Origin of the sequence: Aquabacterium sp. A3, assembly GCF_038069945.1 — a bacterium.
GTDB lineage: Bacteria > Pseudomonadota > Gammaproteobacteria > Burkholderiales > Burkholderiaceae_C > Aquabacterium.
Genome location: NZ_JBBPEV010000001.1, coordinates 934,999 through 949,844, shown reverse-complemented (window position 1 = coordinate 949,844; position 14,846 = coordinate 934,999). Strand labels below are relative to the sequence as shown.

At 66.7% G+C, this 14,846-nt stretch carries 11 protein-coding genes; 10 read left to right on the top strand and 1 reads right to left on the bottom strand.

Translation table 11 applies throughout. The features are described from left to right. Nucleotides 1-5 precede the first annotated feature (5 nt). The 10 genes from WNB94_RS04135 (at nucleotide 6) to WNB94_RS04090 (ending at nucleotide 14,239) form a co-directional block, all read left to right on the top strand. Entirely contained in the window at nucleotides 6-731 is a 726-nt protein-coding gene (locus WNB94_RS04135; RefSeq protein ID WP_341388588.1) for a pseudouridine synthase, read from the top strand. Between the two features lie 38 nt (nucleotides 732-769). Then, nucleotides 770-1,756: a bifunctional riboflavin kinase/FAD synthetase gene (locus WNB94_RS04130; RefSeq protein WP_341388587.1), complete on the top strand. Its 987-nt coding sequence runs from the start codon at nucleotides 770-772 to the stop codon at nucleotides 1,754-1,756. 143 nt (nucleotides 1,757-1,899) lie between these two features. After that, complete coding sequence (gene ileS, locus WNB94_RS04125; RefSeq protein WP_341388585.1) at nucleotides 1,900-4,824, top strand: isoleucine--tRNA ligase; 2,925 nt, start codon at nucleotides 1,900-1,902, stop codon at nucleotides 4,822-4,824. Between the two features lie 2 nt (nucleotides 4,825-4,826). After that, complete coding sequence (lspA, locus tag WNB94_RS04120) at nucleotides 4,827-5,357, top strand: signal peptidase II (RefSeq protein WP_341388583.1); 531 nt, start codon at nucleotides 4,827-4,829, stop codon at nucleotides 5,355-5,357. Between the two features lie 109 nt (nucleotides 5,358-5,466). Beyond that, complete coding sequence (locus WNB94_RS04115; RefSeq protein WP_341388582.1) at nucleotides 5,467-6,633, top strand: aminotransferase class V-fold PLP-dependent enzyme; 1,167 nt, start codon at nucleotides 5,467-5,469, stop codon at nucleotides 6,631-6,633. A 111-nt stretch (nucleotides 6,634-6,744) separates the two neighbouring features. After that, nucleotides 6,745-7,944, top strand: a complete 1,200-nt coding sequence (locus tag WNB94_RS04110; protein ID WP_341388580.1) for an efflux RND transporter periplasmic adaptor subunit — start codon at nucleotides 6,745-6,747, stop codon at nucleotides 7,942-7,944. Then, a complete protein-coding gene (locus WNB94_RS04105) occupies nucleotides 7,944-11,024 on the top strand; it encodes an efflux RND transporter permease subunit (RefSeq protein WP_341388578.1) in 3,081 nt (1,026 codons plus the stop codon). Before WNB94_RS04110 ends, WNB94_RS04105 begins: the two co-directional genes overlap by 1 nt. 54 nt (nucleotides 11,025-11,078) lie before the next feature. Then, nucleotides 11,079-12,095 (top strand): DUF2189 domain-containing protein, encoded by a 1,017-nt coding sequence (locus WNB94_RS04100; RefSeq protein ID WP_341388576.1) that lies wholly within the window; start codon nucleotides 11,079-11,081, stop codon nucleotides 12,093-12,095. A 110-nt stretch (nucleotides 12,096-12,205) separates the two neighbouring features. Further along, a complete protein-coding gene (locus WNB94_RS04095) occupies nucleotides 12,206-13,141 on the top strand; it encodes a DUF4394 domain-containing protein (RefSeq protein WP_341388575.1) in 936 nt (311 codons plus the stop codon). A gap of 111 nt (nucleotides 13,142-13,252) precedes the next feature. After that, nucleotides 13,253-14,239 carry a DMT family transporter gene (locus WNB94_RS04090; protein WP_341388574.1) on the top strand — a complete coding sequence of 329 codons (987 nt, stop codon included), beginning with the start codon at nucleotides 13,253-13,255 and terminating at the stop codon, nucleotides 14,237-14,239. On the opposite strand, the gene WNB94_RS04085 is transcribed toward WNB94_RS04090, so the two are convergent. Continuing rightward, the gene (locus tag WNB94_RS04085; RefSeq protein ID WP_341388573.1) at nucleotides 14,200-14,808 is read right to left on the bottom strand and encodes a rhomboid family intramembrane serine protease; all 609 of its coding nucleotides are present in this window, start codon (nucleotides 14,806-14,808) and stop codon (nucleotides 14,200-14,202) included. The genes WNB94_RS04090 and WNB94_RS04085 overlap by 40 nt on opposite strands. Nucleotides 14,809-14,846: the final 38 nt, after the last annotated feature.

The following is a 14,846-nucleotide window of genomic DNA, read 5'->3' as shown; positions in this document are numbered from 1 at the left end:
ATCTCGTGGCCAAAAAACAAAGACTTCCTGCCGGGCACCAGCACCTGTGCGACATCCTGTTCGATCAGGGTTTTGGCGAGCGCCGCACCTGCGATGGCCTCATCCTCCATGGCCTGGTGCAGGTCAACGGCCAGACGGTCGATGACCCCGAGGCGGTGTTCCCCGCCGACGGGCTGGACATGGTGGTGGAGGGGCAGCCCTGGGTCAGCCACGTGCGTGCCCTGATCATGCTGCACAAGCCGGCGGGCTACGAGTGCTCGCTCAAGCCCGGGGCCTGGCCGGGCGTGCACAACCTGCTGCCGCCGCCGCTGCGCCGCCGGGGCCTGCAGCCCGTGGGCCGGCTGGATCAAGACACCACCGGCCTGCTGCTGATGACCGACGATGGCCCTTTGCTGCACCAGCTCACTTCGCCCAAGAAGAACGTGCCCAAGGTGTACGAGGTGGGCTGCAAGCACCCGGTGACCCAGGCCATGTGCGACAAGCTGCTCAAGGGCGTGGTGCTGGACGACGACCCCGAGCCGGTGGCGGCCGCGGCCGCCGAGGCCGACACCCTGCACCTGCGCCTGACCCTGCTGCAGGGCAAGTACCACCAGGTCAAGCGCATGGTGGCGGCGGTGGGCAACCGGGTCGAGACCCTGCACCGCAGCCAGATTGGCCGCCTGACCCTGCCAGACGATATGCCCGCCGGGCAATGGCGCTGGATTGACGATCCCGCCATCGTGCTGCCTTGAGCGCTCAGGGGCTGGTTCCGGTCGATAATTCGCGCACCATGCAAGTCTTTCGCGGTTTCCACCATGCGGCATTGGCGCCGACCTGTGCCCTGACGATCGGCAATTTCGACGGCGTTCACCGTGGGCACCAGGCCATGCTGGCCCTTTTGCGCAACGAGGCGCTGCACCGGGGCGTGCCCGCCACCGTGCTCACCTTCGAGCCCCACCCACGCGATTACTTCGCGGCCCTGGCCGACAAGCCCGAGCTCGCACCAGCCCGCATCGCCACGCTGCGCGACAAGCTGTCCGAGCTGGAGCGCTGCGGGGTCGATCAGGTGGTCATCCTGCCCTTTGACGCACGCCTGGCGGCCCTCAGCCCCGAGGCGTTTGTGCAGCAGGTCATCGTCGACGGCCTGCGTGCCCGCTACGTGCTGGTGGGCGATGACTTCCGTTTTGGCGCCAAGCGGGCCGGCGACTACGCCATGCTGGACGCCGCCGGGCAGGCCCAGGGCTTTGAGGTGGCCCGCATGATGAGCTACGAGGTGCGCGGCTTGAGGGTGTCGTCGTCGGTGGTGCGTGAAGCGCTGACCGCGGGCGACATGGCCCAGGTGGCCACCCTGCTGGGGCGCCCGTACACCGTGAGCGGTCACGTGGTGCACGGCCAGAAACTGGGGCGCAGCCTGGATTGCCGCACGCTCAACGTGCGCTTTGGGCACGAGAAGCCCGCCACCACCGGCATCTTCGTGGTGCGCACCCACGGGCTGGCCGATGAGCCTCTGGAGGGCGTGGCCAGCCTGGGTGTGCGCCCCACGGTGACCGAAACCGGTCGCGTGCTGCTGGAAGTGCATTGCTTTGATTGGCCGGCCCACCTCGGCCTCGAAGGGGGCTACGGTAAAATCGTGCGCGTGGAACTGCTGCACAAACTCCGAGACGAAGCCCGCTACGACGGGCTGGAGGCGTTGCAGGCCGCCATTCACAAGGACATCGCTGACGCGAAGGCCTTTTTCCAGGCGCAGCGCCGCCAGACCACGCGCGACCGAATTTGACGCTCGCACGATGCTCGGCCGCTGCATGGCGCCCGTGCTGCCCTTGCCACCGGGCCTGTGTGCCTGCCCGGCGGCCTGCCTCCTGACCGCACCCCCCAATCCCTGAAGTCCGGCGCCCGAGCCGGTCTTTGTCGAGAACTGCCATGAGCCAAGACCCACAAGCCAACCCCAAGAAGGGCGGCGCCAAGCCTGCCGACGCGGCCCCCGAGTCCAAGTACCGGGCCACGCTGAACATGCCCGACACCCCCTTCCCGATGCGCGGCGACCTGCCCAAGCGCGAGCCGGGCTGGGTGGCCGATTGGGAGTCCCAGGGCCTGTACGGCCAACTGCGCGCCGCGCGCCAGGGCGCCAGGAAGTTCGTGCTGCACGATGGCCCCCCCTACGCCAACGGCAACATCCACATCGGTCACGCCGTCAACAAGGTGCTCAAGGACATGATCGTCAAGGCCCGCCAGCTGGCCGGTTTTGACGCCATCTACGTGCCCGGCTGGGACTGCCACGGCCTGCCCATCGAAAACCAGATCGAGAAGACCTTTGGCCGCAACCTGAGCCGCGACGACGTGCAGGCCAAGGCCCGCGTCTATGCCGCCGAGCAGATCGACGGCCAGCGGGTGGACTTCAAGCGCCTGGGCGTGCTGGGCGACTGGTCGCATCCGTACCGCACCATGGACTTCGGCAACGAGGCCAATGAAATCCGCGCCCTGAAGAAGATCATGGAGCGTGGCTTCGTGTACCGGGGCCTCAAGCCCGTGTACTGGTGCTTCGACTGTGGCTCATCGCTGGCCGAGTTCGAGATCGAGTACATGGACAAGAAGTCCAGCACGCTGGACGTGGCTTTCTTGTGCGCCGAGCCCGAGAAGCTGGCCGCCGCCTTCGGCGTGGGCAGCCTCGCCAAAGAGGCATTCACCGTGATCTGGACCACCACCGCGTGGACGATCCCTGCCAACCAGGCGCTGAACATGCACGCCGAGTTGAGCTACGCCCTGGTCGACACGCCCAAGGGCCTGCTGGTGCTGGCCGAAAGCCTGGTCGAGAAGGCGACGCAACGCTACGGCTTCGAGCCCGATCAGATCAAGGTGCTGGCCACCACCCCCGGCGCCAAGCTGGAGGGCCTGAAGTTCAAGCACCCCCTGGCCCATGTGGATGCTGGTTACGATCGCCTGAGCCCGGTTTATCTTGCCGACTACGTCAGCGCTGAAGACGGCACGGGTATCGTGCACGCCGCGCCCGCCTACGGCGTGGACGACTTCAACAGCTGCATCTCCCACGGCCTGAAGTTCGACGACATCCTCAACCCGGTGCAGGGCAACGGCGTCTACGAAGCCGATCTGCCCCTGTTCGGCGGCCAGCACATCTGGAAGGCCGTGCCGGTCATCCTGGAGGCGCTGAACAACGCCGGCCGCCTGCTGGCCACCAAAGAGATCACCCACAGCTACCCGCACTGCTGGCGCCACAAAACGCCGGTGATCTACCGTGCGGCGGCGCAGTGGTTTGTGCGCATGGACGAAGGTGAGGGCGTGTTCACCGCCGACAAGGCGCCCAAGACCTTGCGCCAGACGGCACTGGACGCCATCGACCAGACCACCTTCTACCCCGAGAACGGCCGCGCCCGCCTGCGCGACATGATCGCCAACCGGCCCGACTGGTGCATCAGCCGCCAGCGCAACTGGGGCGTGCCGCTGCCCTTCTTCCTGCACAAGGTGACGGGTGAGCTGCACCCCGACACGCCGGCGCTCATGGACCGCGCCGCCGCGCTGGTGGAGCAGGGCGGCGTCGAGGCCTGGGCCAAGCTGGACCCGGCTGAGTGGCTGGGTGAGCAAGCCAGCGAGTACAGCAAGTCCACCGACATCCTGGATGTGTGGTTCGACTCGGGCACCACCTTCTTCCACGTGCTCAACAGCGAGCGCGGCAGCCACGCCCTGGCTGGCCACGCCGATGGCCCCGAGGCCGATCTGTACCTGGAAGGCCACGACCAGCACCGAGGCTGGTTCCACAGCTCGCTGCTGGCCGCGTGTGCCATCTATGGTCGCGCGCCTTACAAGGGCCTGCTCACCCACGGCTTCACCGTGGACGGCCAGGGCCGCAAGATGTCGAAGTCGGTCGGCAACGTGGTGGCGCCGCAAGAGATCAGCAACAAGATGGGCGCCGAGATCATCCGCCTGTGGGCGGCCTCGACCGACTACTCGGGCGACCTGGGCATCGACGACAAGATCCTGGCCCGCGTGGTGGACGGCTACCGCCGCATCCGCAACACCCTGCGCTTTTTGCTGGCCAACACGTCGGACTTCAACCCGAAGACCGACGCCGTGCCACTGAGCGAGCTGCTGGAAATCGACCGCTACGCCCTGGCCCGCGCCTCGCAGCTGCAGGAAGACATCCTGGCCCACTACGAGCGTTACGAGTTCCACCCCGTGGTGGCCAAGCTGCAGGTCTACTGCTCGGAAGACCTGGGGGCCTTCTACCTGGATGTGCTGAAAGACCGGCTCTACACCAGCGCCGCCAAGAGCCACGCCCGCCGCGCCGCGCAAACCGCGCTGTGGCACATCACGAACGGCATGCTGCGCTGGATGGCGCCCTTCCTGAGCTTCACGGCCGAAGAGGCCTGGAAGATCTTCAACGCGGGCCACGGTCAGACCGACACCATCTTCACCGAAACCTACTGGGATTTCCACGAGGCCGACAAAGACACCGAGCTGTTGGCCAAGTGGTCGCGCATCCGCGCCTTCCGTGAAGAGGTCAACCGCCAGATCGAAGACGTGCGCACCCGTGGTGAGGTGGGCGCTTCGTTGCAGGCCAATCTGTTCGTCACCATCAACGCCGACGACCAGCGCCTGCTGGCCGACCTGCGCAGCCTGGGCGATGACCTGAAGTTCGTGCTCATCGTCTCCAGCGTCGAGTTGGCCGAGGGGCATTCCACCCAGATCGAGGTCAATCCCTCCAAGGCCGTGAAGTGCGAGCGCTGCTGGCACTACCGCGACGACGTGGGCGTCAACCCCGAGCACCCGACGATCTGCGGCCGTTGCAACAGCAACCTGCACGGCGCCGGCGAACACCGCGAGCACGCTTGATCATGGCTGGCAAGAAGTCATCGCCGTCTTCATCGGCTTCCCATGGCCTGCTGCCCTGGCTGGGCATCGCGGTCATCATCATCTTGCTGGACCAGTTCACCAAGACGCTGATCGTGGGCTACTTCCAGTTGGGCGACAGCCGCGAGGTGTTCTCGTTCTTCAACGTGGTGCGGGTGCACAACCACGGCGCCGCGTTTTCGATGCTGGCCACGGCGGGGGGCTGGCAGCGCTGGTTCTTCATCGGGCTGGGCTTCGTGGCGGTGGGCTTCATGCTCTACATGCTGCGCCAGCATGGCGGGCAACGCCTGTTTGCCTGGGCGCTCACGCTCATCATCGGCGGGGCCCTGGGCAACGTGATCGATCGCCTCATCCACGGCTACGTGGTGGATTTTCTGGATTTCCACTTCCGCTTCCTGGCGCCGATGTTCCACGGCGGGCATTTCCCCTCGTTCAACATCGCCGATGTGGCCATCTCGGTGGGGGCGGCGCTGCTGATCCTCGACGAGATCCTGCGCGTGCGGCGCGGGGGCTGAACACCGCACCGGGCAGGGGATAGCCTGCAATGCAGGCGTCAAGGGCCTGTGCTAGGCTGAAGGTCAACCTTAGACCTTCCGCTCAGGCCCTGACCTGAGCCTTGCTGCCATGCCCGGACTGCTCTCCAACATCGACCCTGACGGCCTGCTCGAATTCTCGGTGGTCTACACCGACCGCGCCCTGAACCACATGTCCAAGCGCTTTCAGGGCGTGATGACCGACATCTCGGCCATGCTCAAGCGCGTGTACAACGCCCACTCGGCCGTGCTGGTGCCGGGCAGCGGCACCTTCGGCATGGAATCGGTGGCGCGCCAGTTTGCCCAAGACCAGCACGTGCTGGTCATCCGCAACGGCTGGTTCAGCTACCGCTGGACGCAGATCTTCGACATGGGCCGCATCCCGGCCAGCCACACCGTGCTCAAGGCCCGCCGCATCGCCGAGGGTGCTCAGGCGCCTTGGGCCCCTGCGCCCATCGACGAGGTGGTGGCCACCATCGCCCGCGAAAAGCCCGCCCTGGTATTTGCGCCTCACGTGGAAACCGCCGCTGGCATGATCCTGCCCGACGACTACCTGAAGGCCGTGGCCGACGCCGTGCACGCCGTGGGCGGCCTGTTCGTGCTGGACTGCATCGCCTCGGGCGCCATGTGGGTGGACATGAAAGCCACGGGTGTGGACGTGCTGATCAGCGCGCCGCAAAAGGGCTGGAGCAGCTCACCTTGCTGTGCCATGGTCATGCTCAGCGAGCGCGCCCGCCAGGCGATTGACGCCACCCAAAGCAGCACTTTTGCCATGGACCTGAAGAAGTGGCTGCAGATCATGGAAACCTACGAAGGTGGCGGTCACGCCTACCACTCCACCATGCCCACCGATGCCCTGGTGCGTCTGCGCGAGGCCATGGCCGAAACCGAAGCCTACGGCTACGACAAGGTGCGACAAGAGCAGGTCAATCTGGGCGCCGAGGTGCGCGCCCTGATGGTTCAGCACGGCTACCCCAGCGTGGCGGCTGAAGGCTTCCAGGCCCCGGGTGTGGTGGTGAGCTACACCACCGACCCCGACATCCAGAACAGCAAGAAGTTCCTGGCCCTCGGCCTGCAAACCGCAGCGGGCGTGCCCCTGCAGTGCGACGAGCCGGCCGACTTCCGCACCTTCCGCGTGGGGTTGTTTGGCCTGGAGAAGTGGCACAACGTGCAGCGCTCGGTGCAGCAGCTGGCCCAGGCGCTGGACGCCCTGGACGCGCCTCAGGCCAGCGAAGTCACCGCGTCGCGAGCGGCCTGAACGGGGGCGTGGGGCCTGTGCATGGCCCCCGACGCCGCCCGGGAATAAAACGCATCGCCTCGCAACCGGGCCGATGGCCGTTAGCATGAACCGCTCAACGTGGAGCATGCGATGGCCTTGAGGCACCCCCGATCTTTCTTTCACCGACGGCTGACCTGGCTGGGGCTCGGGGCCCTGGGCCTGGTCGCGCTGGCCTGGTTGATGACCGATCGCGAGGCCCGTGCCACCTCGGGTGAGCGCAAGTCGGCGCCGGCCGTGGTGGTGCGGGTGGCCGAGGTCGTGCAGGACGACGTGTCCATCGACGTGCAGGCCGTGGGCATGGTGCAGGCGTCGGCGCAGGCGATCGTGCGCGCCCGGGTGGCGGGCCAGCTTCAAGCGGTCAAGTTCCAGGAGGGCGCCCGGGTGCGTACGGGGCAGGTGCTGGCGCAACTGGATGACCGGGAAGCGCGTGCCGAACTGGCGCGCTGGTCGGCCACCGTTGACCAGTTGGCTGCCCAGTGGCGGCAGGCCCGTGACGATCTGCAGCGCTACGAGGACCTGGCCCGGCAATCGGCCATCTCGGTTCAGCAAAGAGACCAGCAGGCCAGCCAGGCCAGCCAACTGGAGGCCCAGTGGCGCGCGGCGCAAGCCAGCCGGGATGCCGCCCGCGTGCAACTTGAGCACACCGTGGTGCGGGCACCACTGGACGGACGCGCCGGCTTGCGACAAGTCGATGCCGGCAACCTGGTGGGGCCGGCAGACGAGCAGGGCCTGGTCACCATCACCCGCCTGGACCCGATCCACGTGGTGTTTGCCGTGCCCCAGGCGCGTTGGGCGGACGTGCGCGAGGCCCTCCAGGCCCGGCCGGACACCCCGGTCACTTTGCTGGAGTCAGCGCCCCTCGCGCCGCAGGGCGCCCGCCAGCCGCTGCAGGGCAAGGTGCTCACCCGCGACAATCAGATTGACCCAGCCTCGGGCACCTTGAAGCTCAAAGCCGCGTTTGCCAATGGCGACGATCGTCTGCTGCCTGGGCAGGCTGTCAGCGTCCGTTTGCCTGTGCGTCAGCTGGCGGGGGCCTTGGTGCTGCCAGCCACCGCCGTCCAGGCCGGGCTGCGTGGTGACATGGTCTGGCGCCTCACGCCCGCCAGTCCCGCCAGTCCCGCCCAGGTCGAGCCCGTGTGGATCGAGGTGATCTGGCGCGACGAACAGCGGGTGGCGATCAAAAGCGGGCTGGCCTCGGGCGACCGCGTGGTGGTTGACGGCCACGCGCGCTTGAAGCCGGGGGCCAGCGTGCGCGTGCTGCCGGCCGCCGACGCCGGGGAGGCCGGTTGATGACCCGTTGGTCTCAGTGGTGTGTGTCTCACCCGGTGGCCACCACGCTGCTGACGCTGGCCGTGGCCATCCTGGGGGTGCTGGCCTTTCCCCGCCTGCCGGTGGCGCCGTTGCCGCAGGCAGAGTTTCCCACCATCCGCGTGAGCGCCAGCCTGCCGGGTGCCAGCCCCGACACCATGGCGTCGGCCGTGGCAACCCCGCTGGAGGTGGCGCTCAGCGCGGTGCCGGGCATCACCGAGATGACTTCATCGAGCAGCCAGGGCCGCGTGAGCATCACCTTGCAGTTCTCGCTCGACAAGGACATCGATGTGGCCGCACAAGAAGTGCAGGCCGAGCTGGCGGGTGTTCAGCGCCGATTGCCTGAGGCCATGACCTCGCCGCCCTCGTGGCGCAAGGTCAATCCGGCCGACAGCCCGATCCTGGTGCTGAAGGTTCAGTCCGAGGTCTTGCCCATGACCGAGTTGAGCGATCTGGCAGAAACCGTGATCGCGCGACAGATCACGCAAATCGATGGCGTGTCCGAAGTGGGCATCACCGGCCAGAAGCGACCGGCCATCCGCATCCGGGCCGAGCCCTCCGTTCTGGCGGCCCAGGGGCTCACGCTGGCCGACATCCGGGAGGCCGTCAGCCGCACCACCCTCAACCAGCCCTCAGGCACCTTGATGGGCGCTGACCGGGCGGCCACGCTCCAGGTCAATCAACAACTGCTTGACCCCCAGCCCTATGCGGACCTGGTGTTGCGCAGTGCATCCGGTCTGCCCGTTCGCCTGGGCGACGTGGCTCAGGTGAGCTGGGGCGCAGAAAACGACCATGTGCAGGCCTGGCAGGATGGCCGAGAGGGCCTGAACCTCATCATTCGACGGCAGCCCGACGCCAACATCGTGGCCACCGTGGACCGCATCCTGGCGGCCTTGCCTGATCTGGCCAACCGGCTGCCTGCCAGCGTCGAGGTCAATGTGCTCAATGACCGCACCCGCACCATCCGGTCGTCGCTGCATGAGGTCGAGATCACCCTGGCCCTGACCGTGGTGCTGGTGGTGGCGGTCATGGGCGCCTTTTTGCGGCAGTGGTCCGCCACGGTGATCGTGGCCACCGTGCTGGGCGTGTCGCTGACGGCCACCGTCGGGTTCATGTACCTGCTGGGCTTCAGCCTGAACAACCTCACCTTGGTGGCCCTGATCATCGCCGTCGGCTTTGTGGTGGACGACGCCATCGTGGTCGTCGAGAACATCCACCGTCAGATGGAGCGTGGCCTGGGCATGCCCCAGGCGGCCATCGCCGGGGCCGGAGAGATCGGGTTCACGGTCGTGTCCATCAGCCTGTCGCTGGTGGCCGCCTTCATTCCTTTGCTGTTCATGGACGGCGTCGTGGGCAGGCTCTTCTTCGAGTTTGCCGTCACCGTGGCCCTGGCGGTGCTGTTGTCGGTGCTGGCCGCCTTGACGCTGGCGCCCATGATGGCGGCCTACATGATGAAGGGCGTGCCGTCTCATGAGGACTCGGGCTGGGTGAACCGGCTGGTGGCGGCGTACGGGCGCAGTCTGGCCTGGTCATTGCGCCATCCGCGCACCTTGATGAGCGTGTTTGTGCTGGGCGTGGCCGCGGCGGTCTGGGGCTATGTGGTCATTCCCAAGGGGTTTTTCCCGCTGCAGGACACGGCGTTCGTGTTCGGCACCACCCAGGGGCCGCAAGACGCTTCGTTCGACGACATGAAAGCCCGCCACGCGGCGTTGGCCAAGGTCGTGGCGCAAGACCCGGCGGTGCAGTCTTATGCGCATGCGGTGGGGGCCACGGGGGGCAGCACGGACATGTCCAGCGGCCGGTTCTGGATCGTGCTCAAAGACCGCTCAGACCGGGACGTGTCGGCCCAGCAGTTCATCGATCGGTTGCGCCCTCAGTTGGCTCAGGTGCCCGGGGTGACCCTGTTCCTGCGGGCCGCCCAGGACATCAATCTGGGCACGGGCCCCGCTCGCACGCAGTACCAGTATGTTTTGCGTGCCGCCGACAGCGGCGTGCTGGGCGCCTGGACGCAGCGCCTCACCGATCGGCTGGCGGCCTTGCCCGCCTTGCGTGACGTGTCCAACGATTTGCAGATGGGCGCCGGGCTGGTGCGCATCGAGATCGATCGGGATGCCGCCGCTCGCCACGGTTTGACGGTCGATGACGTCAATCAGGCCTTGTACAGCGCCTATGGGCAGCGTCAGATTGCCGAGGTTCAGACCGAGGTGAATCAGTACCCGGTCTTGCTGGACATCGACGCCGGCTTGCGTGGCCGGATCGACAGCCTGGAGTGGCTGCACCTGCGATCTCCCACCACCGGGGCCATGGTGCCCTTGCTGTCGGTGGCCCGCGTGTTGCCCCGCAGCACCGGGCCCGTGAGCATCGGCCGCGACGGCATGCAACCAGCGGTCACCATCGCGTTCAACCTCGCCGAGGGCGTGTCCCTGGGAGAGGCCGTCGAGTTGATCGAGCGCGCGCGGCAGCAAGAGGGGCTGCCTGCCGACGTTTCTGGCGAGTTCAGGGGCGCAGCGCAGGCCTTCCAGGATGCCTTGCAAAGCCAGCCCTGGCTGATCCTGGCGGCGCTGGTGGCCGTCTACATCATTCTTGGCGTGCTGTACGAGAGCTTCGTGCATCCGCTCACCATCCTGTCCACGCTGCCGTCGGCCGGGGTGGGGGCCTTGGCCATGTTGTGGCTTGTTGATGAGCCCTTTTCAGTGATGGCACTGATCGGCGTGGTGTTGCTCATCGGCATCGTCAAGAAGAACGGCATCTTGCTGGTGGACTTTGCCTTGACCGCCCAGCGGCGGCAGGGCGTCGATGCGTCCCAGGCCATGCAGGCTGCGGGCGTGGCACGGGTGCGCCCGATCATGATGACCACGCTGGCGGCCTTGCTGGCGGCCATCCCGCTGATGATCGGCCTGGGCACCGGCGCCGAGCTGCGCCAGCCGCTGGGTTATGCCGTGGTGGGGGGCTTGCTGGTCAGCCAGTTGCTGACCCTGTACACCACCCCCGTCGTGTACGTGATGCTGGACCGGTTCGTGCGGCGCCCGGACCACCCCCCCGCAGTTCCACCAATGACGTGAATCCGTCACAGGTATACCTTGTGAGACACCGCAACGCTCCGGAGGAGTCGTCTCATGGGTACTGCAAGCAGATTGCCCCAGCATGTCGTGGTGTCGCGGCGGCGCAGCCCGCGGCGGCGCACATCGTTGCGACGTCCGCCAGACTGGCCGGCGCTGGCCCAGGTCAGAGAGGCTGCTGACCCCTTGCCATCGGCTTTTGTGACGCCGCTGGCCGAAGCCCCCATGAAGCCCTCGATGGCGCTGGCCCACACCGCCGGCCAGGTGGCCTTGTCGGGCGTGATCGAAGCCGATGGCGATCCGCAGGGCGGCCCAAGCGTGCTCGACATGCCCCTGGCCCCATTGAGCTGGCGGGACCCATTCCGCTGGGTGGCCCTGGGTTGGCAAGACTTCGCGCGCGCGCCCTTCATCGGCTTGTTCTACGGCCTGTGCTTTGTGCTGATGGGCTGGGGTTTGCTGGCCACCTTCAATTACGCGCCTGAATACACCCTGGCCTTGTCTGCCGGCTTCTTGTTGATGGGGCCGTTCTTGTGCCTGGGGCTTTACCAGGCCAGTCGAAGCCTGGGGCAGGGACGGCAGCCACGCCTGTGGACCTCTCTGACGGCGTGGCGGTTCAGCAGTGCACAGCTCGGCATCTTTGCCGGGGTCTTGCTGGTGCTCGAAATGCTCTGGGGGCGGGCCGCCATGATCGTGTTCGCCGTCAGTTTTTCAGGCGTGCCTGATTTCAGCGTTCCGCTGGCCGAACTCATGACCGAAGAGTACCTGGTCTTCTTCGTCAGTTACCTGGCGGTGGGCGCCGTTTTTGCGGGCCTCATCTACGCCATCAGCGTCATCAGCATGCCCATGATCATGGACCGGGCCGTCGATGCGATCTCGGCCGGTCTGGCCAGCCTCAGGCTGGTCACCACCCAACCCGGGGTCATGATGCTGTGGGGGGCGCTCATCACGGTGTCGATCGGGCTGGCCATGCTGCCAGGCTTCCTGGGCCTGCTGGTCGTGGCGCCGGTGTTGGGGCACGCCTCCTGGCACGCCTACGCAGCCGCCACCCTCCGCGCCCCCGATGAGCATGGTTAAAACCTTTTGATGGATGGGGTTTTTGCGCATCCAGTGTGAATTCCTGCACGTAGGGCTTGATGGCAGCGAGCTTTCGCTGTCATCAACCACACACCAGCTAGGAGTTCACCATGTCTCGACCCTTTGCGGCCCTGTCCGCCGCGTGCATCGCCGGCCTGTTCATGGCTTCCCAGGCCCATGCCGAGAACCTCATCGGCCTGACCACCACCAACCAACTGGTTCAGTTCGACAGCGCCAACCCCACCATGGGCTATGCCGCGGTCAGCGTGTCGGGCCTGGCACTCAACGAGCGCTTGCTGGGCATGGACCGTCGGCCCTCCGATGGCATGCTTTACACCCTCAGCGATGCCGGTCGCCTCTACACCCTTGACAGCCAGACCGGTGCTGCCAGCCTGGTGGGGGTCCTGTCGGCCGGGGCGCCCGCCACGGCCAATGGCGCTTACACCGGCCTGATGGGCTCGGCGTTTGGGGTGGACTTCAATCCCGTGCCTGATGCCGGCATGAGCGCGCCGTCCCTGCGTGTCGTCAGCAACGCTGGACAAAACCTCCGCGTCAACGTCAATGCAGCCAACGCCGGCCAGGTGTTTGTGGACGGCCCGCTCAATGGGGCCACCATGACCATCGTGGCATCGGCCTATACCAACAACGACACCGATCCGGCCACCGGCACCATGTTGTACGGCATCGACAGCAATGCGGACGCGCTCTATGTGTCGTCGTCCCCGAACGCCGGCACCATGCTGAAGGTGGGCGACCTGGGGGTCAATGCCCTGGGCATCACGGGCTTCGATGTTTCTGGTGCCGGCATGGCTTATGCGGCCCTGACCGATGGCGACACGGGTCTGAGTGCCCTGTACTCGATCAACCTGAGCACGGGCGCAGCCATGAGCCTGGGCGCGTTCGGTGTTCAGGGCAACGCCTTGCAGGCGCCGCTGATTGGCCTGACCGCGATCCCCGCCGTGCCTGAGCCAGGCACCTGGGCGATGATGCTGTCAGGGCTGGTGCTGGCCGTGGGCGCCGCCCATCGCCGCCGCCGCGCCGCCTGACGCCAACGCCTGACGCCAACGCCGTTGATCGGCGAGACCAGCCCCGCGCGCCAGCATCCGGTGCGCGGGGCTGGTCTAATGCAGCCTGCTCTCTCCTCCTGCAGGTTGACCGTGCCCCTCACTTTGCCGCTGTCCCATCGCCTGACCTGGCGCGTGCTGGCCTTCCTGCTGCTGCCGCCCATCCTGTGGTCGGCCAATGCGGTGGTGGGGCGCCTGATGGTCGGCATCCTGCCGCCTGTCACCATGAACGCGGTGCGCTGGTTGCTGGTGGGCTTGATCCTGCTCCCGCTGGCCCGCCGCGCGTGGCGCCATCCGGGCGAGTGGCTCAAGCGTTGGCGGCACCTCATCTGGCTGGGGGGCTTGGGGGTGGGCTGTTACAACGCCATGCAGTACCTGGCCTTGCACACGGCGTCGCCCGTCAATGTCACGCTGATTGGCGCCAGCGTTCCGGTGTGGATGATGCTGGTGGGCCGGCTGGCCTACGGGCAAGTGCTGCAAACGCGCCAACTGGTCGGCGCCGCGTTCTCGATCGCCGGGGTGATGCTGGTGATGTCCCAGGGCGCCTGGGCCACCTTCGCACACTGGCAATGGGTGCCCGGCGACCTCTACATGCTGGCCGCCAGCCTGGCCTGGGCGGTGTACAGCTGGATGCTGGCCAAACCCCCAGCCGACATGGTGGGGCCCCAGCGGCCAGCCTGGACCTGGGCTGATTTTTTGTGGGTGCAGATCGTTTTTGGCCTGCTCTGGGGGGGCTTTGGCACCGCGCTCGAGCACACCCTGGGCGACCACGTGCTGGGTTGGGCCTGGCTGGCCGACCCGTGGGCCTGGGCTGCGCTGATTTTCGTGGCCATTGGCCCCTCCATCGTTGCGTACCAGTGTTGGGGCCAGGCCGTTCAGGCCGTGGGGCCCACCATGTCGGCGTTTTTTGGCAACCTCACGCCCTTGTTCGCCGCCCTGTGGTCATTGGCTCTGCTGGGCGAGTGGCCCCGCTGGTACCACCCCGTGGCCCTGGTGATGATCCTGGCAGGCATTGCCCTGTCATCGGGGTTGGTTCGCCTTCAGCGTCGTGGCCCCTTGAGGCCGCCAAAGGGCGGTTGACCGCGCCAGTAGCGCAGCATCAACCAGCCGCCCAGCATGCCGCCCAGGTGGGCAAAGTGGGCCACGCCAGACTGCGTGCCCGTGACCCCGAAAAACAGCTCCAGGCCGCCATACACCGCCACAAAGACTTTGGCCTTCATGGGAATGGGCGGGAACAGCGGCATGATGGTTCGGTTGGGAAACATCATGCCGAACGCCAGCAGCAAGCCGAACAGGCCCCCAGAGGCGCCCACCGTGGGGCTGGGCGAGCCTGCGAGCGCCGAAATCACCAACTGGGCCAGGGCGGCCGTCAGGATGCTGGCGGCGTAAAACTGCATGTAACGCTTGGGCCCCCAGATGCGCTCCAGTTCGGAGCCAAACATCCACAGGCCAAACATGTTGAAGAAGATGTGCGTGAACGAGCCATGCAGGAAGGCATAGCTGACCACCTGCCAGGGCAGGAAGAACTGGCTCTGAACCGGCCACAGGGCAAAGTAGGCCGACAGCATCTTGTTGAGGGCGATGTCCAGGCAGAACACCGCCACATTGATGAGGATCAGGGCCTGGGTGATCGGGGGCATTGGAGGCATGCGTGCACTGTCTACAACGTGGCTGGGCCGTTTCCGGT

Bases quoted from the DNA above. Each gene is read 5' to 3' on its own strand.
- WNB94_RS04130 (WP_341388587.1), top strand. From the start codon at position 770: ATGCAAGTCTTTCGCGGTTTCCACCATGCGGCATTGGCGCCGACCTGT.
- ileS (WP_341388585.1), top strand. From the start codon at position 1,900: ATGAGCCAAGACCCACAAGCCAACCCCAAGAAGGGCGGCGCCAAGCCT.
- lspA (WP_341388583.1), top strand. From the start codon at position 4,827: ATGGCTGGCAAGAAGTCATCGCCGTCTTCATCGGCTTCCCATGGCCTG.
- WNB94_RS04115 (WP_341388582.1), top strand. From the start codon at position 5,467: ATGCCCGGACTGCTCTCCAACATCGACCCTGACGGCCTGCTCGAATTC.
- WNB94_RS04110 (WP_341388580.1), top strand. From the start codon at position 6,745: ATGGCCTTGAGGCACCCCCGATCTTTCTTTCACCGACGGCTGACCTGG.
- WNB94_RS04105 (WP_341388578.1), top strand. From the start codon at position 7,944: ATGACCCGTTGGTCTCAGTGGTGTGTGTCTCACCCGGTGGCCACCACG.
- WNB94_RS04100 (WP_341388576.1), top strand. From the start codon at position 11,079: ATGGGTACTGCAAGCAGATTGCCCCAGCATGTCGTGGTGTCGCGGCGG.
- WNB94_RS04095 (WP_341388575.1), top strand. From the start codon at position 12,206: ATGTCTCGACCCTTTGCGGCCCTGTCCGCCGCGTGCATCGCCGGCCTG.
- WNB94_RS04085 (WP_341388573.1), bottom strand. From the start codon at position 14,808: ATGCCTCCAATGCCCCCGATCACCCAGGCCCTGATCCTCATCAATGTG.